The sequence below is a fragment of the Ornithinimicrobium cryptoxanthini genome, from assembly GCF_023923205.1.
GTDB classification, from domain to species: Bacteria; Actinomycetota; Actinomycetes; order Actinomycetales; family Dermatophilaceae; genus Ornithinicoccus; species Ornithinicoccus cryptoxanthini.
The window spans coordinates 79453-100606 of sequence record NZ_CP099490.1 but is presented as its reverse complement, the minus strand read 5'-3'; the positions used below and the strand labels follow the sequence as shown (position 1 = coordinate 100606).

Below are 21154 nucleotides of genomic sequence, written 5' to 3'. Positions count from 1 at the left end.
GATCAGATCAGCGGACCACGGTCAGCGCCTCGCTTCACTGCATACGTATGCATGGCGACACGTTCCGCACTTACGTCACGTGGCGACATGGTCTGCGTCTCACTGCGACGACATGCTCCTCGCGCTGCCTCGTCTCACGAGTCTCGTTTAGCTCGCCCGCGTCTTTCGCTCGAACTAGACAACTGTGCTCAGGCCTGGGCCCGCAGGTATCTGCCGAAGTGCGGCACCGTGAAGGCGATCCGCCCGCGCTCGCCCGAATAGATCAGCCCCTTCTTCAACAGGGCATCGCGCGCAGGGGACAACGACTGGGGCTTGCGCTCCAGATGGGCCGCGACGTCGGCGGTCGGCACGGACTCGATCGCATCGACCGCGTCGGGATCGTCGGCCGCGACCTGGGCACCGAGGTCGGCCATGGCCCGCAGATACTCCCGCTCCCCCGGCGTCGCGCGCTCATAGCGCGACCCGAAAAAGCCGACGGCCAGCTCCGACTCGGCCTCGGGAGAGGCGACGCGCACGTCCTCCGCGGTGATCGGCGTCTGGGGGGCGTGGTCCCACACCGCCTTGCCATAGGCCTGGATGAAATAGGGATAACCGCCGGTCGCGGCATACAGCGCATCCAGCGCCTCGGGGGTGAAGTCGGCGTCCTCGTGCTGGGCGGGAGCCCGCAGCGCCTGATCAGCGTTGGACCGATCGAGCCGATCGATGCGGTTGTAACGGAACAGCCGCTCCGAGTAGGACTTGCTCGCCGACAGCACCGCGGGCAGGTGCGGCAACCCGGCGCCAACCACGATCACCGGCAGAGCGGTCTGGCTGAGCTCATGACAGGCGGCACAGATCGCAGAGATGTCGTCCGGGCCAAGGTCCTGCATCTCATCGATAAACACCGCGGCACCCTTGCCGACGTCAGCAGCCAGACCACCCACGTCGGTGAACAGCTCCACCAGGTCGATCTCGATATCGCCCGAGTCCGCCCGTCCGGAGATGGCCGGCACGTCGATGCCCGGGTTCCAGCGGTCGCGCAGCTTGGCGCCCGGCTGGTCCTTCTGGGCGAACGCCTTGATGACGCCGAGCACGTGGTCCAGCTCCTCTCCGCGAGGATGGCCCAGCTCGCGGACAGCGACGTGCAGTGCCGCAGCCAGCGGGCGCCGCAGCGCCTGGTCGGGGCGCGCCTCAAACTTGCCGGTCCCCCACCGCGAGCGCACCGCCGTCGAGCGGAGCGCGTTGAGCAGCACCGTTTTGCCGACCCCGCGCAGCCCGGTCAAAATCATCGACCGCTCCGGACGGCCCCGCTGGATCCGCTCGAGGACCACCTGGAAGCGGTCGAGCTGCTCATCACGGCCGGCGAGCTCGGGCGGGCGCTGCCCGGCGCCGGGGGCATAAGGGTTGCGTATCGGGTCCACGATGGCACTGTATGCCGTTCTCTAGCGTGTGGCGGATATCTCCAGATAGAGCCTGATCGGCGTGTCGGAAACGCGGACGATCGGCTCGTATGACGTGCTCTTGCTTTTCTCTTAGATGCCCGGATAGTCACCAATCACCTACGTCTCCTCTCGCCCAGGGAAGCAACGTCTAGCCAGGGCGTTAGAGTCGGCAATATGCCTCCAGAGAGTCTCAGCGACATCCCCCTGGGCGAGCGCGTGACGGTCCGGCACCGCCTGGCCGACGGCCGCGCCAGCGACGCGGTCGGGAGGATCACCGCGCGCGACCGCGATGCCTTGACCTTGCACACACGGAGGGGCGAAGTGCACATCCCACTCGACGCGGTGCTCGTCCACCGCGTTGTCCAGGCGGTGCCCTGGCGGATCGCGTGCTTCCTGGGCCGTGCCGAGGTCGCGGTGCTCGACCTCGGCACCGTGCTCCGCCACGCGGACGTCACGACACCGCTGCTGGTGGAGCTGGAGCGGGCGGGGACCCCCCTCTTCCTGCTGACCGCCACCGGCGAAGGAGCGGCGACGAGTCTGGCGGAAGCCGGTCTCGGCGTCTTCGCCCAGCACCTCCTGGACGGGGACTGCCCGGCGGCCCACGCCGAGATCGAGGCCCGACTGGCCCGCGTCGTGGGACCAGGACTGGTCCACTTCACCGACGAGCGACCGCCTAGCGTGGAGACCGCTCGCGAGTGGGGCTGGCAGGCACGGGTGTTTACGCCCCCTGACTAGGCGGATGCACGACCTGAGGTGACGACGCGTCATCCCCAGGGGTAGGGGCAATCAATCCTGCGGGTGATGTGGCAGAAGGGCCTCGGACTGTTCGAAGCGGCCTGCGAGGAGCAGGTCGAGGCTGGCTACGACGCTCTGCGGGCCGAGGGTCCTCCCCGTCGGGATCAAGATCAAGGTCAGCAAGACGATCGGCGACCCCAAGGGCGAGGGCAAGATGAACCCGAACGGCGCCAACGGCAAGGGCCTGGAGTCCTTTGAGGCCGGCTCCACGCTGCCCGACGAGATGGTGGGTGTGTGGGTCGCGGCTGCCTTGAGCCACGAGTGCGGGGTCTGACTGGGCACCCGCTGTCTAGATGACGGTGGGCTCGCTGCCGTTCTCGCTCGTCATCTCCTTGCCGGCACCGGCCCAGGCACGCATGCCGCCATCGACGTTCACGACATCAAAGCCCTGGTGGACCAACCACTGCACGACGCGGTGCGACCGCCCCCCGCTGCGGCAGATCACCGGGACCGGCTCGTCCGCGTCGGGCAGGGCGTCGAGGTTGTCCGGGACGGTGCCCATCGGGACGTGGATCGCGTGGGGAGCGTGGCCGGCCACCCACTCGTCGTCCTCGCGGACATCCACGAGGACGGCGTCGTCGGGCAGGTCGGCCACGGAGATCAACGGTGTCTCACTCATCCATCCATCCTGACACGTCCGTGCATCCGCAGGTGTGGCAGCGGCCGGTCACCCGCCTACTTCAGCAACCGCGACATGCGGCGGTCAGCCAGCAGCTTCCCACCGGTCTGGCACGTCGGGCAATACTGCAGCGCCGAGTCAGCGAAGCTGACCTCGCGCACGGTGTCGCCGCAGACCGGGCACTCCTGGCCGGCCCGTCCGTGCACGGCCATCCCGCGGCGCTTGGCATCCTTGAGCTCGGCGGCCGGCTTGCCCGAGCTCTGCGCGACCGCAGCCTGCAGGGTCTCGCGCAGCGCGGCATACAACGTGTCGACCTGCTCTGCTGTCAGCGTGTTGGCGATGGCAAACGGAGAGAGCTTCGCGGCGTGCAGCACCTCGTCCGAATAGGCGTTGCCGACCCCCGCGATGGTCCCCTGGCTGCGCAGCAGCCCCTTGATCTGACTGCGCTGTCCCGCCAGGATCTGCCCGAAGACCTCGCGGGTGAAGCCCTCGCTCAGCGGATCGGGACCGAGGCTGCCGATGGCCGGCACCGACTGCGGATCCTCGACGACATAGGCCGCCAGCCCCTTCTTGGTCCCGGCCTCGGTCAGGTCGAAGCCGGACTCGTCGTCCAGCCGCACGCGCAGCGCGATCGGCGACTTGCCGGGACGCACCCGCGTGGTCGGCAACTTCTCCGAGAAGCGCAGCCACCCGGCCCGCGCGAGATGGAACACCAGGTGCGTGCCGTCGACGTCCAGATCGACGAACTTGCCGTGCCGGGCGACGCCGTCGACCGGCCGCCCGACGAGGGCGTCCGGCGGCGGGTTGAACGTCTTGAGCACCGCGATCGACCCCAGCTCGACATCCGTGATCACCCTGCCCACCACACGACCGGCGAGGAAGTCGACCAGACCCTGCACCTCGGGCAGCTCAGGCATGGCTGGTCCTGGGACGCAGGTCGGCCAACCGTTGCCGGCTGACGGCCAGGATCCGGTGCAGCGAGAAGCCATCGGGAGCGCGCAGCATGGGCACCCCGAAGTAGTCCTTGCCGAGCAGCTCGTCGTTGGCGATCGGCAGACCGTGGCTCAGCATCTGCTGGGCGGTTGTCAGCTGCCGGATCAGGACGGCCTCGACCGCCTCGGGGTGCTGCTGGCTGAACTCGCCATAGATCGTCGGGTCGTGCTGCCCGTCGTCACCCACCAGGATCCAGCGCATCCCGGGGAAGTCGCGCAGCAGGCGGTGCAGCTCGTGGCTCTTGTGCTGCTGTCCGCTGCGGAACCAGCCGGTGTTGGTCGCCCCCCAGTCGGTCAGCAGGAGAGGGCCCTCGGGATAGTTGTTGCGCCGGAGGAACCGGGTCAGTGTCGGCGCGGTGTTCCACGCCCCGGTCGACAGATAGAAGACCGGCATGCCGGGACGCTCTGCCACGAGAGAGCGGAAGAGCGCGGCCATGCCGGGGACGACCTCGCGGGCGAACTCCTGGCGGAAGAAGGTGTTCCATGCCGCGATGAACAGACGTGGCAGGTGGGTGACCATCACGGTGTCGTCGATGTCGCTGACCAGGCCGACCTCGACCGCCGGCTCCATGATCCGCACGGGCGCCTCGACAGTGTCGCCGTTGCCCGCCCGGATCTCGGCGGTGTGCCAGCCGGGCTCCAGGCCGTGCCCGCTCACGTCGAGGTCCAGGTAGCCACCGCGGTCCACCCGACACTCGAGCCTGGCCTCCCCCAGAGTGACCGAGACCGGTGCGTTGAGAGCGGGAGCGGTCACGAAGTGGCGCCACCCCCGCAGCGCCTGATAGATCGCCTCGGCGGGCTGGGCGTCGTCGTCGTCCGGCTCCTCCTCGTCACGGAGGGTGCCGGCCTGCCTGGGCTCGGACCGGCTCAGCAGCACCCGCGCCAGGATCCGCGCCTGTTCAGCTGTGCCATAGCCGGTGTATCCGTGCAGCCGCTCCTGCCATCCGCGGCGCCGGAGCACCTTCTCGACCCTCCCGAAGACCTTGTCCTCGAGGACTGCAGCAATGTGCGGTCTCGCCATGGCGGCAAGCCTAGTCGGCGAGCTGCCTAACGGTGGATCTTGCTCCTCCAGTCGTCGGGCACGGCGCCAGCTGGTCCGGGCACCGGATGGTCGGCCGGGCGTGCCGTCGGCTCCGCCAGCGTCGGACCCTCCACATAGTCCTCGGTGCGGTAGTCCCAGAACCAGTCCTCACCGGGCTCAAAGCTCTGCACCATCGGGTGCCCGGTCTGCTGGAAGTGTGCCGTCGCGTGCTGTCCCGGCGAGCTGTTGCAGCAGCCGACCTGACCGCAGGTCGCGCAGCGGCGCAGGTGGATCCACCAGCCGTCAGCGGCCAGGCACTCGACGCATCCGTCGCCGCTCGGCGGCACGCTGGGATCGATCGCCTGCTCACTCATGGCACCAAACTACGCCGGTATGCCGTGCGCCGCGCCTTGTGGGAAGAAGTCACCTGAGCAGCGGTGTTCAGTGAGCGTGACTGACTCTCAGCCGCAGCTCGTGGACGTCCTGGTCATCGGTGCCGGCCAGGCCGGGCTGTCGGCCGCGTTCCACCTGCAACGGCGCGGCCTGGTGCCCGCCGCGGGAGAGAGAGTCGGAGTGCGAGCAGGAGCAGAGTCGGCCGACCCCCAGTCCGACCGGGGAGGGCTGCCTCGGGGAGACCGGCTGAGCTATCTGGTGCTGGACGCGGAGGAAGGTCCCGGCGGTGCGTGGCAGCACCGGTGGCGCTCGTTGCGGATGGCCACCGTCAACGGCATCAGCTCCCTGCCCGGCGTCCAGACCCCCGAGGTCGATCCGGCCGAGCCCAGCTCGGAGTTCATCACCCGCTACTTCGACGACTACGAGCAGCAGCTCGAGCTGGCGATCAGACGGCCCGTGCACGTCCGTCGGGTCTCCCGCGAGGATGACGACCCGCACGGCAGGCTGCGTGTCGAGTCGTCGGCCGGGTCGTGGTCGACCCGTGCCCTCATCAACGCCACGGGCACCTGGACCAAACCATTCTGGCCGCTCTATCCGGGCCAGCAGACCTTCGAGGGACGCCAGCTGCACGTGGCCGACTTCGTCTCGGCGCAGGAGTTCGCTAACCAGCACGTGGCGGTGGTCGGCGGAGGGATTTCGGCGGTCCAGCTGCTCGACGAGATCTCGCAGGTCACGTCAACCAGCTGGTTCACCCGGCGCGAGCCGGTCTGGCGGGACAGCGCGTTCGACGCCGGTGCGGGACGGGACGCGGTGGCCATGGTCGAGGAGCGGGTGGCCCGGGGGCTGCCGCCGCTCAGCGTGGTGTCGGTCACCGGACTGTTGTGGACTCCCGCCCTGCGGGAGGCCGCCGCCCGCGGAGCCCTTGAGCGTCGCCCGATGTTCCTCGAGATGGTGCCCGACGGGGTGCGTCTGGTCGACGGCAGCGTCCTGCCCGTGGACGTGATCCTGTGGGCGACCGGCTTCCGTGCGGCGCTCGACCACCTGGCTCCGCTGAGGCTGCGGGGGCACGGTGGTGGCATCGCGATGGAGGGCACGCGCGTGGCTGACGAGCCGCGGGTCCACCTGGTCGGTTATGGCCCATCCTCCTCCACGATCGGCGCCAACCGCGCCGGTCGGGCGGCGGTCAACGACCTGGTCGCCCTCCTCACCGAGCCCTGACCACCTGCCTCACCGGTCAGTCAAAGGGATGTTGACGCACCGACAGGCAGGTGACGCAGCCCTCGAGCTTGACGAACTCGCTCACGTCGACCTCGATCACCGACAGGCCCCGCGACCGGAACAGGTCGGCCGAGCGCGGTGCGGCGTCCGACATCAGGACGGTGTCGTCGGCGAGGACGACCACGTGGGCCCCCTCCGGCTCGGGCACCGCCAGGAAGCGTGGCCAGGCGCTGACCTGGTCGACCAGGTCGGGGAAGCCGACCACCGTGCCGTCGGGCAGGGCAGTCACCTGGCTCTTGAGGTGCAGGGTCGAGCTGATCGGCACGGGCTCGACCGTGTGATCGGTCCCCGCCACGGCTCGGGCCAGAGCCTGCACCCCTGCCTGGGTCGTCCGGCCACCCACGCCGACATAGACCGCGGAGCCCACCTTGAGGACGTCACCGCCATCGAGGTGGACCGGCTCGCCGGGCTCACCACCCGCAGGCTCATCTCGCGCAGGCTCATCTCGCGCAGGCTCACCCTTCGCGGACCCATCCTGTGCAGCCAGCTCGACCACCTCGAGCCCGAGGGCTCGCGCGGCGGCGCGGGCACCGATCACCTCGTCGCGGCGCTCAGGGGCGCCGGGAGCCGTCACCACCGCCAGGTCGCCCACGACCACCAGTGCGTCCTCGATGAAGACGCTGTCCGGGTGTTCTGGCGCGGGATCCACCTCGACCAGCTCGAAGCCGGCCGCGGACAGCGCAGAGCAGTAGTCGCGCCACTGGGCCAGTGCCCTGTCGGGATCGACCGAGTCGGATCGGGCGATGTGCGTCACCAGACCATCGGCGAGCCGGGGGCTGGGGGCGCGGACGAGCGCGCGTCGCGCCCGCCGCGTCACTTCACAGCGCCGTTGTCGGCCACCTCGCGAGCGAACCGGTCGAGCTCTGCCTTGGCGTCGGTCGCGACCTTGGCCGCTGCCTCCCCCTTGGCCTGCGCCTTGGCCTTCGCATCAGCCTCGGCCTGCGCCTTGGCCTTCGCATCAGCCTCGGCCTGCTTCTCCGCCTCAGCGTCTGCATTGGCACGGGCCACGGCTGCCTCGTCGATCGCCTGCCACGTCGCGCCGTCGACGAGGCCGGTCTCCTCAAGCTCGGCCGCGCCCTGGGCGTCAAGCACTCCCTGCTGGGTCATCGGTCCGAAGATGCCGTCGTCCTCGAGCTCGAGGAGACGCTGCAGCACCTGGACTGGGTAGCCCTCGTCACCGATCTCGAGCTCGACCTGGCGCAGCGCGAGGTGCGGATGGGCACGCTGCTCGAGCAGCTCCCAGACCAGCGTGTCGGTGGCGGTCAGGTCATCGAGCAGCAGCGGGTGCTCCCCGGCAAACTCCGTGAGCGCCTCAGCGGTCAACGGCCCGAAGACGCCGTCGTCGTCGACGCCGAGCGCCCCCTGCAGGACCTTGACGACCTCACCGGTGTCACCCTCGGTGAGGACGGCCCGCTTGTGCGCGGTGAACTCGGTGACGGCATGGTCCGGTTGCGCGACAGCAAGCGCCGCCTCGGGCAGCTCAGGGAGCTCCCAACCCAGCGCCGCGGCATACGTCAGCTGGTCGAGCACGCCCGTCTGCGGGATCCCCTGCTCGTCCTGCCACACCAGCAGCGCCTCGCGGGTCTGCAGGTCGAACTGGTTGGTCTGCGGGACGTCCAACAACGGTTGGACCAGGCCGAGGCCAGCGCCCTGTCCGCCGGGACGGATCGAGGCATAGCCAGTGTCGGCCGGCCAGAACTGCGTCAGGTCACACGGCTCGGTGCGCGCCGCCTGCGGCACGGCGGCATAGGCACCGCCCACGACCGCGCACGGGCCCTGGTCGACCTCCTCGGCCGTCAGCGCGACCCCGGTCCACCAGGAGGTGCGCATGTTGGCGCCGTCCCAGGTGAGCGAGATGTGGATGTGGTCGGTGTGCGGGCTCTGTCCGGCATAGGCCCTCCAGGTGCCGTCGCTGGCGTGCCAGGAGCGGTTGTTCCAGATGACCGACTGGATGCCGAGCCGGCGGGCGACCTCGCCGTCGTTGTCGGTCAGCCAGGTGGCTGCGGCATCGCCAATGCGACGGTCCATCGGGTCATAGGCGTTGAGCTGCCAGTCGACCGCGCGGCCGTCGTAATGCTCAGAACGCAGGTCGATGCAGGAGCGGGCCAGGGTGTAGCCCGGGCGGTCGTAGGCCTGGCCGAGCAGGTTGGCCACGGCGATCACGCCCGGCTTGGCGACCGGGTCGCAGATCACGTTGCGCTGGAAGACGGCCGCCTGGTCCACGTCCTCGGGCAGCTCCACGCCGTCGGGCAGGCTCTCGTTGACCGGGGCTTCCGGCACCGGGTAGCTCGGGTCCTCCGGCAGCGTCAGCAGTGGGGAGGGACCCATCGAGCGGCCGCCATACTGCAATCCACCCGAGGAGCTGGTCCCTGGCAGCGCCGGTGTGGAGCCCTGACCTGACCCTTCGGTGGACGAGGCGCCGGAGTCGCCCCCGTCCTTGCCGTCACCAGAGGCAGGGAACTGCACCATCGAGATGACCAGCGCGGCCCCCAGCACCGCGATCGACCTGCGCTGCAGCGTGATGTGGAGCTCGCGGTGCCTCCCTCGGCCCGCTGCTCGCCGACCACCCGTTGGCCGGGTGGTGCCCCCTATGTCTTGCACGCGTCGTTCTCCTGCCCACACTCGCCCTGCACTGCGTCACGGAACCTGGTCATGACTCTAGAGCCACCGACCCCCTCCTGACTACACCTCGAGGAGGATCTTTTGGCGACTCGGGGCCGTTTCTTGACTCACTGGCGGAGTGGAGTGACAGGTGGGGCCAGTGTGACTGTTGAGCTTGGCGCGACTCAGAGGTCGGCGATCTTCTCCTCCTGTGCGTCCAGGACCTCCATGAGCTCCTCGTCGCTGACACCGGTCCCGGTGACCACGGCATAGTTGCCGCCGTCCTCGCGACCAGCGATGACCATCTCCATCGCCTGACCCCCCATGGACAGTGAGATCTTGGCCCCCTGCGCGTCGCCGTCGACCTCGTTGAAGTTGATCGTCAGCTCCATGCCCTGCTCCTCGATCTTGACCTCGTCACAGGCCGAGCTGAGCGCGTTGACCGCCTCGAGCGGGTTGTCACCCTCCTCGAGGGACGCGACGACCACGGTCACCTCAGCCGGCCCGATCAGGGTGGCCGACGGGTCGTCGCCGGTGAAGTCGACGCTCGACTGGGTGGTGAACTTGCTGCCGACGTTCTCCACCGACTCCAGCGCGTCCGTGCACTCGTCGCTGAACTGGTCGGCCCCAGGGAAGTCCGCCAACGCGTCGGTGGCCTCGGAGTCCGAGGCGCCCTCCTCGACGGTCCCAGCGGTGAAACCGTCCAGCGGGAAGTCCTCCTGGGTCAGGAGTGCCTCGCGGCTCTGCTCCTGGGTCAGCGGCTCGGAGCCCCCGCAGGCAGACAGACCGAGCAGCGCGGTGGCGGTCAGAGCAATGGTCATCGTGCGGCGCATGGCGCACCTCTTCCTCATGTGTCGTGTATGGCGATCGGCCAGCCGGGGACCCCCTCCAGCCAGGCCCACTCTAGTCGGGCGGGCCGACCGGCCGCGCCACATCGGCGCCTCCTGGCGCTGCCGGTGCGACGACCATCAGGCCGGGTCGGTGCCCAGGTAGTCCTCCAGCGCCTGCCACTGGTCGGTCGGCTCGAAGCCGGTTGCCCGCAGCCGGCTCAGGTCGAGCACGCTGCGCGGAGGCCGCGGCGCGGTCGGGTCAGGAGTGTCCGCGGCATAGTCCTGCGTGGTCACCGCGTGGACGGCCGACTGGGGACGGCCCTCGTGGGCGAAGACTCGCCGGGCGATCTGGGCCCAGCTGCCGGGCTCGCCGCCGTTGGTCACGTGATAGGTCCCGTAGGGCGCGGCGCTGGTCAGCAGATGGGCTGTCGCGCGGGCGAGCTCGCTGGTGAAGGTGAGCCGGCCGACCTGGTCGTCCACCACCCGCGGCTCGACCCCCCCGCCGGCGAGGCGCTGCATGGTCCGCACGAAGTTGCCTCCGTCACCGACCACCCAGGAGGTGCGCAGCAGGTAGTGCCTCGGGGTCACCGACACCGCCAGGTCCCCTGCCGCCTTGGCCTGGCCATAGACCCCCAGCGGCGCCAGCGGCTCCCCCTCGTCGGCCTCGCGCGCCGTGCCGTCGAAGACATAGTCGCTGGAGTAGTGGACCAGCGTGCACCCGTGCCGGGCCGCGACAGCCGCGAGCGCCGCCACCCCGGTCGCGTTGGCCGCCCAGGCCTGTCGGCGCCCGTCATCGGTCTCGGCACGGTCGACCTGGGTGAAGGCGGCGGCGTTGACCACGGTGTCGACGCCGGAGAGGTCGAGCCCCGCGATCGCGGCGGGATCGCCGAGGTCGAGCTCGGCACGGGTCAGGCCGACCGCCCCGGGAAGCTGCGCCAGGAGGGCGCGTCCCAGCTGACCGGCGCTGCCCAGGACCAGGGTCCGCGCCGCGGGCACCGGGCTGACCTCACCGAGCCGGGGGTGCGCCCGGTCCTTGTCGGAGACCGTCGCGTCCGCCCACGGGATCGGCCAGGGCACGGCCGCGGTCTCGTCGGCCAGGTTGAGCATCGTGTAGTGCGCGTCAGGGCTCCAGTGCGCGTTGACGAGGTAGGAGTAGACGGTGTCCGGGGCCAGGGTCTGATAGCTGTTGCCCACTCCGCGGGGCACGAAGACGGCGGTGCGCTCGTCGAGCTCCTCGGTGTGCACGGTCCCGAACGTCGGCCCCTCCCGCAGGTCCACCCAGGCACCGAAGGCCCGTCCGTGGACGACCGAGACGAACTTGTCCCACGGCTCGGCGTGGATGCCCCGGGTCACCCCGGCCGGACCGTTGTGCGCGACGCTGTGCTGGACCGGACCGAAGTCGGGCAGTCCGAGTGCGGTCATCTTGGCTCGCTGCCAGTTCTCCTTGAACCACCCGCGGGAGTCGCCGTGGACCGGCAGGTCGACGACGAGCAGACCAGGGATGGCGGTATGCCGGATCGCCAGGTCCACCGTCACTGCCCCTTGGTCGCGTAGCCGGCCTCGACGTCCTGCTTGTGCGGCTCCCACCAGGAGCGGTGCGCGGAGTACCACTCGATGGTGTCCTTCAGACCGGCCTCGAAGTCGGTGTAGCGCGGGTTCCAGCCGAGCTCGGTGCGCAGCAGGGTCGAGTCGATCGCGTAGCGCAGGTCGTGGCCCGGCCGGTCGGCGACGTGGTCGAAGTCGTCGGGGTCACGGCCCAGCTGCTCCAGGACCAGCTGGACGACCTCGAGGTTGGAGCGCTCGCCGTCGGCGCCGATCAGATAGGTCTGCCCGATCACGCCGTCCTGCAGGATCGCCCAGACGGCCGAGGAGTGGTCCTCGGTGTGGATCCAGTCCCGCACGTTCTGGCCGGAGCCATACAGGCGCGGTCTGCTGCCGGACAACACGTTGGTGATCTGCCGGGGGATGAACTTCTCGATGTGCTGCCATGGTCCGTAGTTGTTGGAGCAGTTGCTCACGGTGGCGCGCACCCCGAACGAGCGCACCCACGCCGCCACCAGGTGGTCGGCTCCGGCCTTGGACGCGGAGTAGGGGCTGGAGGGCCGGTAGGGCGTCTGCTCGGTGAACCGCTGCGGGTCGTCCAGCGCCAGGTCGCCGTAGACCTCGTCGGTGCTGACGTGGTGCAGCCGCACGTCGTGGGCACGGACCGCCTCGAGGAGCACGAACGTGCCGACGATATTGGTCTGCACGAAGGGGCTGGGGTCACGCAGGGAGTTGTCGTTGTGCGACTCGGCGGCGAAGTGGACCACCGCGTCCGACGGGCCGGTCAACCGGGCCACCAGCGGGTCGACGACCGACGCGTCCGCAACGTCACCCACGACCACCTCGAGCCGGTCGGCCGGCAACCCTTGGAGCGCCTCCGGGCTCGCGGCATACGTCATCTTGTCCAGGACGGTGACCCGAGCCGCGGTGTGCGTCAGGACGTAACGCACGAAGTTGGACCCGATAAAGCCGGCACCCCCGGTCACCACCACATGTTGCATGCCGCCAACCCTAACCACCGCCACCGTCAGCGGGTGCGCCTACGATGACTCGGCATGCGAGGAATCCTGTTGGCAGGCGGCACCGGGTCCAGGCTGCACCCGATCACTCTCGGGGTCAGCAAGCAGCTGGTCCCGGTCTTTGACAAGCCGATGGTCTACTACCCCCTGTCGACGTTGATGCTGGCAGGGGTGCGTGACGTCCTGGTGATCACCACGCCCCAGGACGCCCCGGCCTTCGAGCGGCTGCTGGGTGACGGCTCCCGTTTCGGCATCTCGATCACCTATGCCCAGCAGGCCAGCCCGGACGGCATCGCGCAGGCCTTCCTGATCGGGGCCGACCACGTCGCCGGCGAGACCAGCGCCCTGGTGCTCGGCGACAACATCTTCTATGGCTCCGGCCTGGGCAACCAGCTGCGCCGCTTCGAGACCCTGGCCGGCGCGGCGCTGTTCGCCTACCGGGTGGCTGACCCCACGGCCTACGGCGTGGTGGAGTTCGACGAGGAGGGCCGGGCGCTGTCGCTGGAGGAGAAGCCGCGCCACCCCCGCAGCCCGTATGCCGTGCCCGGCCTCTACTTCTACGACCAGACCGTGGTCGAGCGCACCCGCGCCCTGAGCCCGAGCGCCCGGGGAGAGCTGGAGATCACCGACCTCAACCGGTCCTACCTGCAGGAGGGGTCGCTCCAGGTCGAGGTCCTCCCCCGGGGCACCGCGTGGTTGGACACCGGCACCTTCGACGACCTCAACGACGCAGGCAACTACGTGCGCACCCTCGAGGGCCGGCAAGGGCTGAAGGTCGGCTGCCCCGAGGAGGTCGCCTGGCGGATGGGCCTGCTCAGTAACGAGGAGCTGAGCGAGCGTGCCGGACCGCTCCTGAAATCGGGTTACGGCAGCTATCTATTGTCACTCCTTGACGGCTGAAGCCCTGGTGTGAGCGGTAGGTTCGTAGCCATGAGCAAGCAGCAGGAGATCATCGCCGAGCTGGGAGTGCGGCCGGATTTCGACGCCGCGAGCGAGACCGAGCGCCGGATCACATTCCTGACCGACTATCTGCGCGGGTCCGGCACCAAGGGGTTCGTCCTCGGCATCAGCGGCGGGGTGGACTCGACCACGTGCGGTCGGCTGGCCCAGCTGGCGTGCGAGCGAGTCCGTGAGGCCGGCGGTGAGGCGGCCTTCCTGGCCATGCGGCTGCCCTACGGCGTGCAGGCCGATGAGGCGGACGCTGCTGCTGCCGTGGCCTTCGTCGGTGCCGACGAGACCATCACCGTCAACATCCAGGCGTCGACGGACGCCATGTTCTCCGAGGTGGATGCCGCGGGGGTCGACTTCACCAGCATCGGCCACGCCGACTTCGTCAAGGGCAACGTCAAGGCGCGCGAGCGGATGGTCGCGCAGTATCTCGCCGCCGGCGCCCGCTCCCTGTTGGTGCTGGGCACCGACCAGGCGGCCGAGGCGGTGGTCGGCTTCTACACCAAGTTTGGCGACGGCGCCTGCGACCTGACCCCGCTGGCGGGCCTGACCAAGCGCCGGGTCCGCGCGATCGCTGCCCACCTCGGCGCGCCCGAGCACCTGGTGAGCAAGGTCCCGACAGCCGACCTCGAGGCCGGCAAACCGCTCAGCCCAGACGAGGAGTCGCTCGGCGTCACTTATGACGCGATCGACGACTATCTCGAGGGCAAAGAGGTCTCGGACCAGGACCGGGCCACCATCGAGGGTTGGCACACCAGGACCGCTCACAAGCGCGCCCTGCCGGTGACCCCGGACGACGTCTGAACCTCCCGACCGCCGCCGGGCCCCGAGCCTTCGTGCCAGTGCCAGTGCCAGTGCCAGCTTCGCGCCAGACCTCCTGGGCCTGGGCGAGCGGCCTGACCGTGACCCTCGCGGCGACCGCGCTGCTGCTCGGGGGTGTCGTCGCTGTCGGCCCCTGGGACGGGGTGTTCCTCTTCCGCGACTTCGTGACCGTGCCCGACCCGGTGCTGGGGGCCAACACCGGTGGCGGTGACGCAGCCCCCCGGGCGGTCCCGCTGGATGCCGTGGTCGCGGCGCTGAGCGTGCTGCTGCCGTCCGGGTTGGTCGCGCGGATCTTGCTCGTCTCCCCGCTGCTGCTGGTGGGCTGCGGGATGACCACGCTGCTGCGCCGACACGGACCGGTGGCCACCGCCGTGGGGGCCGGACTGGCCATCACCAACCCGTATGTCGCCGAGCGGCTTCTGCTCGGCCAGGCACCGTCGCTCCTCGGTTTCGCCATGATCCCGTGGCTGGTGCTGGCCGTGCGGGCCCAGCGTCCCCTGCGGGTCCGGTTGCTGCTGGTCCTCCTGGCGGCGGCACCCGCGGCGATCACTCCGGTCGGTACCGTCATGGCTGGCGTGACGGTGCTCGTGGTGGCCACCGTGCACGTGCACTCCCGGGCCGGTCGGTGGGCGAGCCAGGTGGGGCAGGCTGTCGCCCTGATGGTGCCGGTCGGGCTGCTGTCGCTGCCGTGGCTCGTCCCCGCTCTTGCGCACCCCAGCGCCGGCGCGGTGCGCGACGGGGCAGACGCCTTTGCGGTGGCGGCCGACGGACCTTGGGGCACGATCGGCTCGGTCGTCACCCTCGGCGGGGTGTGGGCAGGTGGGGCGTGGCCGGACTCACGGGGCAACGCCGCGGTCCTCGCCGCGCAGCTGGTGCTGGTGCTGGGCGCGGCGAGCGCGTGGTGGTGGCTTCGGCGCGCGCACAGACCAGGGCGCCCGTCGCGCTCGGCCCTTGACCTGGCCGCGGCTGCCTATGTCGCAGGCGTGGTCGGGGTCCTGCTACTGGCCGGCCCGCTCCTGCCGGTCTGGCGAGAGCTGCAGCAGGTGCCTGGCCTCGCCCTCGCGCGGGACACCCACCGCTGGCTGGGGTGGTCGACCCTGGCGGTCGCGGCGCTGGTGGCCCTCGGCCTGGCGCACCTGGTCAAGGTCTTCGCTGCGCGCACCGTGCCCTTGGCGCCCTACGAAACCACTACCAAAATGGGGGGGAGCCCAGCGAAACCCCTATCAAAATGCGGGAGAGGCTATGTGTTGGGTGCCTGTGCGGTGGTCCTGGCCCTCGGCATACTCACCGTCCCGGACGTGCCCGCACGACTGGCCCGGGACGCCGGGCCGGTGGCGGTGCCGGCCGAGTGGACCACCGTGGTCGATCTGGTCCACGAGGGGCCGGAAGGCTCCGTGCTGCTGCTGCCCTGGCAGCCGTTCCGTCAGGTGGACCGGGTGGGGCCGGTGCAGTTCCTCGACCCGTTCCCCCGCGCGCTGGAGGCCGAGGTCCTCCACGCGCGCACCCTCACCGTGCGCCGCGACGGGGTCGCGTGGGAGGTGGGCGGTGAGGAGGACCCGCAGGTGAGGGCGCTCGCGACCGGGACGTCTCTGGAGGCGGAGGCCCTGCGCGAGGCCGGCATCAGCCAGGTCATCATCTGGCGACAGACGCCCGGAGCGTCACCGACGCCTGGTCAGGGGGTGTCCGTCGTGCACGACGGGAGGGAGTGGCAGGTGCTGCGGGTCGGTCAGTCGCCGTAGCCGAGGATCTCCTCGGCCGGCTTCAGGTCGGTCAGACCGGTGCTGCGCGCCTGCGAGTCGGCGGGGCTGAAGCTGTTGACCACGGCAGCGGTAGCCGCTCCGGCCGCGCCCAGGCCGACCACGAGGGCGAGCGCGGCAGGCAGGATGCGTCGACCGACGCCGCCGGCGTTCGTGGACTGACTCACGGGGCCTCCCTGGGAAGTGTGTCGACGCCAGGTTACCGCAAGGTATCCCGGGTCGCGAGCAGCTCGGCGGCGGCCGGGAGCACGGGTTGCCCGTGGCGATACGGTGAGCCATGTCCACCCACGAGGTCACCAACCAGCCACCGCCGCGCGTGGACGTGGACGAGTTCACCACCAACCTCGCGCTCACCGAGGCGGTGCAGGCCTTCGAGGCCGGGTGGGCGAGCGAGCACCTGCGCCACGTGGGCACCCGGGTCGGCACCGCGCAGTTCCAGGGGGATGCCGCGACCGTCCACCGCCAGCCGCCGGTGCTGCACACCCATGACCGGTGGGTCCGGCGCGTCGACGAGGTCGCCTACGACCCGGCATACCACCGCATCATCGGCGCAGCCGTAGCCGACGGGGCGCACACCGCGGCCTGGGCCGAACCCGCTCCCGGTGCCGCCGTGGCCCGGGCCGCGACCTTCATGCTCTATGCCCAGGTCGAGCCCGGTCACGCCTGCCCGGTCTCGATGACCCACGCCGCCGTCCCCAGCCTCATGCTCACCCCCGAGCTGGCCGACCGGTGGCTCCCGCGCCTGTTCTCCCGTGCGTATGACGAGCGCCTGGTCCCCGGGAAACGATCGGCGATCATGGGCATGGCGATGACCGAGAAGCAGGGTGGCTCGGACGTGCGCGCCAACACCACCTCGGCGGTGGACGCCGGTGACGGGTCCCACCTGCTGACCGGACACAAGTGGTTCTGCAGCGCACCGATGTCGGACGCCTTCCTGGTGCTCGCGCAGGAGCCCGTCGGGCTGAGCTGCTTCCTGGTGCCGCGGGTGCTGGATGACGGGACCCGCAACGTGTTTGCCATCCAGCGGCTGAAGGACAAGCTCGGCAACCGCTCCAACGCGTCCAGCGAGATCGAGCTGGACCAGACGGTGGGCTACCGGGTCGGCGAGGCCGGTCGCGGGGTGCGCGCCATCATCGAGATGGTCGCCCACACCCGGCTCGACTGCGTCCTGGGCTCCGCCGCCGGGATGCGTCAGGCGGTGGCCGAGGCGGTGTGGCACGCGCGGCACCGGCACGCCTTCGGCGCGCTGCTCGTGGACCAGCCCGCGATGACGGCCGTCCTCGCCGACCTGGCTCTGGAGTCGGAGGCGGCCACCTGGACCGCGCTGCGCCTGGCCCGGGCCCACGACGCGGACGCCGACGACGCGGAGCTTGCCTTCCGCCGCCTCGCGACGGCCGTGGCGAAGTTCTGGGTCTGCAAGCGCGGCCCCGGCCACTCCTACGAGGCGATGGAGTGCCTGGGTGGCAACGGCTATGTCGAGGACTTCCCGCTGGCGATGCGCTATCGGGAGCAGCCGGTCATGGCCATCTGGGAGGGGTCAGGCAACGTCATCGCGCTGGACGTGCTGCGGGCCATCACCAAGGACCCTGAGTCGGTCGAGGCGTTCCTGGCCGAGGTGTCGGTGGGTGGTTCGGACGCTCTCGACGCCCACCTGGCCAGGACGCGGACGTTGCTGGCGCGGGCTGACCAGGCCAGTGCGCGACAGCTCGTCGAGGCCCTGGCCCTGGCGCTGCAGGCCTCACTCATGGTGCGCCACGCTCCCGCGGCGGTGGCCGACGCGTTCGTGGCTACCCGGCTGGACGGGCAGGGCGGCCAGCTCTATGGCGTGCTGCCCGCGGGCACCGACCTGGCCGCGATCCTGGACCGCGCCTGACCCGGCGTCAGGAGGGATGTCAGGCGTCAGACGGGGCATTAGGCGGGCGTCAGGCGAGACGTCAGGCGGACGTCAGCCAGGAGCTCCGGGACGCCTCGCCTGCAGCTCGCGAATCAGGGTCTGGGCATCATGGGGACCCACGTGCCGCTCGGTGCCGACGAAGAAGGTGGGGGTGCCCCGCGCCCCGCTCTCCTCCGCGCTGAGGGAGTCCTCCCGCACCCGGCCGGCGAGGTCCTCCCGGTCCAGGTCCTGGAGGAAGCGCTCGACGTCGAGGCCCAGCTCGGACGCATAGCCCACGAGGTCCTCGATCTCGAGCCGGTCCTGCCGGGTGAACAGCAGGTCATGCATCGCCCAGAACTGGCCCTGGGCACCGGCTGCCTCCGCCGCGAGCGCGGCCCGCTCGGCGTGCGGGTGCACGTCCGGCAGGGGCAGGTGCCGGATCACATAGCGCAGGTCGTCGCCGAAGTGCTCCTGCAGCTCCCGGGCGACCCCGGTGGTGACGGCGCAGAAGGTGCACTCGAAGTCGACATACTCCACCAGGGTCAGCGGCGCGCCGACCGGCCCACGGACGTGGTCCCGCTCCGGGTCGACCGGCAGACTGAGCGCCGTCGGCAGGCCCGCCGACCGCTCCCCGTGGAAGGCCGCAGCAGCCTGGAAGCTGACCCAGCCGAGGGCGGTCGCGAGCACCGCGGCCAGCAGGACGCCGACCGTGGCCTCGTTGAGCAGGTGGGGGGTGTCCTCGAAGGCCAGCCTGATGATCAGCAGTGAGACGGTGAAGCCGATCCCGGACAGCGCGGCCCCACCCAGGATCTGGCCCGGTCCCACCCCCTGGGGCGGCTCCCCCAGCCGCAGGCGGGCCGCCAGCAGGGCGCCGCCACCGATGCCGATGAACTTGCCGCCGACCAGCCCGATGACCACGCCCCAGGTGACCGGTGAGCGCAGCGCCTCCGCGAGCAACCCGCCACGCAGGTCCACGCCGGCGTTGGCCAGGGCAAAGATCGGCACCACCAGATAGCTGGTCCACGGGTGGAGCGCCGACTGCAGGCGCTCGTTGACGGACACCGCCCGGGCCAGCCCCCGGCCCGCGGAGCGGCCGACGCTCGCCATCGGCGACTGGCGGAACGCCTGGAACAGGGAGGCCGCCCGTTCGACCTCGTCCCGACGCGGCGCCCAGGCCGGCACCAACAGCCCAGCGAGCATCCCGGCGATGGAGGCATGCACCCCCGACTGCACCGTGGCGAGCCAGAGCACCACGACCACCAGTACGTATGGCGAGGCGCGCCCCACTCTCAGCCGGCTCGCCACGACGAGGACCAGCAGGGCGGCCACTGCCAGCAGCAGCGGTCCGAGCTGGATCGAGTCCGAATAGACCACGCCGATCACGGTCACCGCGACGATGTCGTCGATGACGGTCAGCGTCAGCAGGAAGATGCGCAGCTGCGTGGAGACGGCGGGGCCGACGATGGCCAGAGCGCCCAGGAGGAAGGCGGTGTCGGTCCCGATGACGATGCCCCACCCACGCGCCGCGTCACCCGAGGGGTTCAGCGCCAGATAGAGGAGCGCGGGGACGAGCATGCCCCCGACGCCGGCCACCAGCGGGACCACGAGGCGGCGGCGGCGCGTCAGCTCGCCGACGGAGAGCTCACGCCGGACCTCAAGCCCGATCACGAAGAAGAACAGCGCCATCAGGCCGTCGTTGACCCAGTGACCCAGGTCCATCTCGAGCTCGGCACCCCCCAGCCGCACCGAAGCGGAGGTCTTCCACAGCGCCTCGTAGCCGGCCGACCACGGGGAGTTGGCCCACAGCAGCGCCACGACCGCAGCCAGAAGCATCAGGCCCGCGCTGCCGGCCTCCGTCCCCAGGAAGGACCGGAGCGAGGGGGAGGTTCCACCGGACAGGTGGCGCCGGCTCGCCCTCGTCTCCCCCGTTGACGTCCCGGCGTCCGCAGCCACTCTCGCAGCGTAGCGGCGACAGCCTGGCAGCGGCAGCCCTCAGCCCAGCCAAGGGTCAGGCGGTGCCGCGCTCCACCGGCAGCTCGGCCTCGGTGTGCGAGCGCACCGGCGGCACCGGGTGGGCATGGTCGCCCATGGCCGTCGGGGTGTGCCCCCAGGCCGTGCGCAGCAGCAGCTGCTCCCACGCGCGCACCGTCTCGTCCCACGTGAACCGGGCCGAGTGCGCCAGCGCGTTGGCGCCGAGCTCGCCCAACCGGTCAGGGTCGCGCAGCAGTGCGTCGGCCGAGGCGACCAGCTGGTCGAAGTTGTCGACCAGCAGCCCGGTCGCCCCGTCCTCGATCGACTCCGAGACACCACCGGCGTCGCGGTAGCCGATGGCCGGCACGCCGTGGCTGGCGGCCTCGACGACGGACAGCCCCCAGCCCTCCTTCACGCTGGGCACCAGCAGGAGCGAGGCCGAGGCCAGCTCCCGGTGCTTGGTCTCCTCGTCGACAAAACCCAGCAGATCGACGTAGTCCTGCGCCCCCACAGCCTGCACGTGGTCGCGGATCTGCGGGCTCCACCAGCCCTCGCCGACGACGCGCAGCCGCAGACCGGGGTGGCGCGAGCGCAGCCGGGTCGCCACGTCGATCGCCTGCTCGATCCGCTTGTGCTTCACCACCCGACCCAGCACCAGCAGGCGCGGCCCGTCGACCTCCTGTGCCGGCACCGGCAGGGGTGCCTTGGTGCCGTTGTGGATGATCGCCACGTGGTCGCGCTCGACCCCCATCTCCACCAGCTCGTCCTTGGTGGAGCGGGACACCGCGACATACTGCCGACCACGGTTGAGCCGCGGTGCGACCTGCGACTCGATGCCCCAGCCGAGGGTCGCGACGGGCTTGCTGAAGACGACTGGCCACTGCTCGCGATGCACGTGGTGGACCAGGACAACCACCGGCGCGTGGGTGGCCCAGCCAGCAAAGAACGGCAGGCCGTTCTGCACGTCGATGACCACGTCGAACCTGCCCTGCACGGGCTCCAGCCGGCGGATCGCCCGGCGCGCTGCGGCATACACCCCGGTGCGCGACCCGGCCCGCAGGTAGTGCACGCCGTTGATCGTCTCCTGGCGCGGGGCATTGTCGTGCGTGGCGCACAGGAAGGTGACGTCATGACCTGCGGCGGCCAGCCCCTCGGCGACCATCCGCGCATAGACCTCGGCGCCGCCGCCCTCGGGGTGCGCGAGATCGCGCCAGTTGCACAGGGCGATCCGCATCGGGTCAGACTCCGTCGTCATGGTGCGGCGGCGCGGGG

19 protein-coding genes are annotated in these 21154 nt (G+C 70.6%); 6 read left to right on the top strand and 13 right to left on the bottom strand.

Features of this window, described 5'->3' with window-relative positions:
* Nucleotides 1-188: 188 nt before the first annotated feature.
* Complete coding sequence (locus NF557_RS00430) at nt 189-1400, bottom strand: ATP-binding protein (RefSeq protein ID WP_252621129.1); 1212 nt, start codon at nt 1398-1400, stop codon at nt 189-191.
* A 195-nt stretch (nt 1401-1595) separates the two neighbouring features.
* Between NF557_RS00430 and NF557_RS00425 the strand changes: the two genes are divergently transcribed.
* Nucleotides 1596-2156 carry a hypothetical protein gene (locus NF557_RS00425; protein ID WP_252621128.1) on the top strand — a complete coding sequence of 187 codons (561 nt, stop codon included), beginning with the start codon at nt 1596-1598 and terminating at the stop codon, nt 2154-2156.
* Between the two features lie 349 nt (nt 2157-2505).
* Here NF557_RS00425 and NF557_RS00420 read toward each other — a convergent pair whose 3' ends face one another.
* Genes NF557_RS00420 through NF557_RS00405 form a run of 4 tightly spaced genes read right to left on the bottom strand, consistent with a single transcriptional unit; the run spans nt 2506 to nt 5222 of the window.
* Nucleotides 2506-2835: a rhodanese-like domain-containing protein gene (locus NF557_RS00420; protein WP_252621127.1), complete on the bottom strand. Its 330-nt coding sequence runs from the start codon at nt 2833-2835 to the stop codon at nt 2506-2508.
* 56 nt (nt 2836-2891) lie between these two features.
* Nucleotides 2892-3752 carry an Fpg/Nei family DNA glycosylase gene (locus NF557_RS00415; RefSeq protein ID WP_252621126.1) on the bottom strand — a complete coding sequence of 287 codons (861 nt, stop codon included), beginning with the start codon at nt 3750-3752 and terminating at the stop codon, nt 2892-2894.
* The gene (locus NF557_RS00410; protein WP_252621125.1) at nt 3745-4848 is read right to left on the bottom strand and encodes an App1 family protein phosphatidate phosphatase; all 1104 of its coding nucleotides are present in this window, start codon (nt 4846-4848) and stop codon (nt 3745-3747) included. Before NF557_RS00410 ends, NF557_RS00415 begins: the two co-directional genes overlap by 8 nt.
* Nucleotides 4849-4874: 26 nt before the next feature.
* Nucleotides 4875-5222 carry a UBP-type zinc finger domain-containing protein gene (locus NF557_RS00405; RefSeq protein WP_252621124.1) on the bottom strand — a complete coding sequence of 116 codons (348 nt, stop codon included), beginning with the start codon at nt 5220-5222 and terminating at the stop codon, nt 4875-4877.
* A gap of 76 nt (nt 5223-5298) precedes the next feature.
* Between NF557_RS00405 and NF557_RS00400 the strand changes: the two genes are divergently transcribed.
* Nucleotides 5299-6459, top strand: a complete 1161-nt coding sequence (locus tag NF557_RS00400) for an NAD(P)-binding domain-containing protein (protein ID WP_252621123.1) — start codon at nt 5299-5301, stop codon at nt 6457-6459.
* A gap of 16 nt (nt 6460-6475) precedes the next feature.
* On the opposite strand, the gene NF557_RS00395 is transcribed toward NF557_RS00400, so the two are convergent.
* From NF557_RS00395 to rfbB, 5 genes are all read right to left on the bottom strand, one after another.
* On the bottom strand, nt 6476-7273 hold the full coding sequence (locus tag NF557_RS00395; protein WP_342454496.1) for a dimethylarginine dimethylaminohydrolase family protein: 798 nt from the start codon (nt 7271-7273) through the stop codon (nt 6476-6478).
* A gap of 59 nt (nt 7274-7332) precedes the next feature.
* Nucleotides 7333-9120 (bottom strand): peptidoglycan-binding domain-containing protein, encoded by a 1788-nt coding sequence (locus NF557_RS00390; protein ID WP_252621121.1) that lies wholly within the window; start codon nt 9118-9120, stop codon nt 7333-7335.
* Nucleotides 9121-9305: 185 nt separating this feature from the next.
* Nucleotides 9306-9971 carry a hypothetical protein gene (locus tag NF557_RS00385; RefSeq protein ID WP_252621120.1) on the bottom strand — a complete coding sequence of 222 codons (666 nt, stop codon included), beginning with the start codon at nt 9969-9971 and terminating at the stop codon, nt 9306-9308.
* 117 nt (nt 9972-10088) lie between these two features.
* Nucleotides 10089-11486 (bottom strand): sugar nucleotide-binding protein, encoded by a 1398-nt coding sequence (locus NF557_RS00380; protein ID WP_252621119.1) that lies wholly within the window; start codon nt 11484-11486, stop codon nt 10089-10091.
* A complete protein-coding gene (rfbB, locus tag NF557_RS00375; RefSeq protein WP_252621118.1) occupies nt 11483-12493 on the bottom strand; it encodes a dTDP-glucose 4,6-dehydratase in 1011 nt (336 codons plus the stop codon). The genes NF557_RS00380 and rfbB overlap by 4 nt, the downstream gene beginning before the upstream one ends.
* A gap of 54 nt (nt 12494-12547) precedes the next feature.
* On the opposite strand from rfbB, the gene rfbA reads away from it, so the two are divergent.
* The 3 genes from rfbA to NF557_RS00360 are packed head-to-tail and all read left to right on the top strand — an operon-like array spanning nt 12548 to nt 16020.
* The gene (gene rfbA / locus NF557_RS00370; protein WP_252621117.1) at nt 12548-13411 is read left to right on the top strand and encodes a glucose-1-phosphate thymidylyltransferase RfbA; all 864 of its coding nucleotides are present in this window, start codon (nt 12548-12550) and stop codon (nt 13409-13411) included.
* 30 nt (nt 13412-13441) lie between these two features.
* On the top strand, nt 13442-14263 hold the full coding sequence (nadE, locus tag NF557_RS00365) for an ammonia-dependent NAD(+) synthetase (protein ID WP_252621116.1): 822 nt from the start codon (nt 13442-13444) through the stop codon (nt 14261-14263).
* A 38-nt stretch (nt 14264-14301) separates the two neighbouring features.
* Nucleotides 14302-16020, top strand: coding sequence for an MmpA family trehalose lipid delivery protein (locus NF557_RS00360; protein WP_252621115.1), 1719 nt, complete (start codon nt 14302-14304; stop codon nt 16018-16020).
* Here the strand turns inward: NF557_RS00360 and NF557_RS00355 are convergent.
* A complete protein-coding gene (locus NF557_RS00355; RefSeq protein WP_252621114.1) occupies nt 16008-16205 on the bottom strand; it encodes a hypothetical protein in 198 nt (65 codons plus the stop codon). The genes NF557_RS00360 and NF557_RS00355 overlap by 13 nt on opposite strands.
* 110 nt (nt 16206-16315) lie before the next feature.
* On the opposite strand from NF557_RS00355, the gene NF557_RS00350 reads away from it, so the two are divergent.
* Nucleotides 16316-17911, top strand: coding sequence for an acyl-CoA dehydrogenase family protein (locus NF557_RS00350; protein ID WP_252621113.1), 1596 nt, complete (start codon nt 16316-16318; stop codon nt 17909-17911).
* Between the two features lie 72 nt (nt 17912-17983).
* Here the strand turns inward: NF557_RS00350 and nhaA are convergent, their stop codons facing one another.
* Together nhaA and NF557_RS00340 are read right to left on the bottom strand one after the other, a co-directional pair.
* Nucleotides 17984-19864, bottom strand: coding sequence for a Na+/H+ antiporter NhaA (nhaA, locus tag NF557_RS00345; protein WP_256855721.1), 1881 nt, complete (start codon nt 19862-19864; stop codon nt 17984-17986).
* Between the two features lie 55 nt (nt 19865-19919).
* The gene (locus tag NF557_RS00340; protein ID WP_252621112.1) at nt 19920-21116 is read right to left on the bottom strand and encodes a glycosyltransferase family 4 protein; all 1197 of its coding nucleotides are present in this window, start codon (nt 21114-21116) and stop codon (nt 19920-19922) included.
* Between the last annotated feature and the right edge of the window lie 38 nt (nt 21117-21154).

Bases quoted from the DNA above. Each gene is read 5' to 3' on its own strand.
- rfbB (WP_252621118.1), bottom strand. From the start codon at position 12,493: ATGCAACATGTGGTGGTGACCGGGGGTGCCGGCTTTATCGGGTCCAAC.
- NF557_RS00420 (WP_252621127.1), bottom strand. From the start codon at position 2,835: ATGAGTGAGACACCGTTGATCTCCGTGGCCGACCTGCCCGACGACGCC.
- NF557_RS00415 (WP_252621126.1), bottom strand. From the start codon at position 3,752: ATGCCTGAGCTGCCCGAGGTGCAGGGTCTGGTCGACTTCCTCGCCGGT.
- nadE (WP_252621116.1), top strand. From the start codon at position 13,442: ATGAGCAAGCAGCAGGAGATCATCGCCGAGCTGGGAGTGCGGCCGGAT.
- NF557_RS00350 (WP_252621113.1), top strand. From the start codon at position 16,316: ATGTCCACCCACGAGGTCACCAACCAGCCACCGCCGCGCGTGGACGTG.
- NF557_RS00410 (WP_252621125.1), bottom strand. From the start codon at position 4,848: ATGGCGAGACCGCACATTGCTGCAGTCCTCGAGGACAAGGTCTTCGGG.
- NF557_RS00405 (WP_252621124.1), bottom strand. From the start codon at position 5,222: ATGAGTGAGCAGGCGATCGATCCCAGCGTGCCGCCGAGCGGCGACGGA.
- NF557_RS00385 (WP_252621120.1), bottom strand. From the start codon at position 9,971: ATGAGGAAGAGGTGCGCCATGCGCCGCACGATGACCATTGCTCTGACC.
- rfbA (WP_252621117.1), top strand. From the start codon at position 12,548: ATGCGAGGAATCCTGTTGGCAGGCGGCACCGGGTCCAGGCTGCACCCG.
- NF557_RS00425 (WP_252621128.1), top strand. From the start codon at position 1,596: ATGCCTCCAGAGAGTCTCAGCGACATCCCCCTGGGCGAGCGCGTGACG.
- NF557_RS00340 (WP_252621112.1), bottom strand. From the start codon at position 21,116: ATGCGGATCGCCCTGTGCAACTGGCGCGATCTCGCGCACCCCGAGGGC.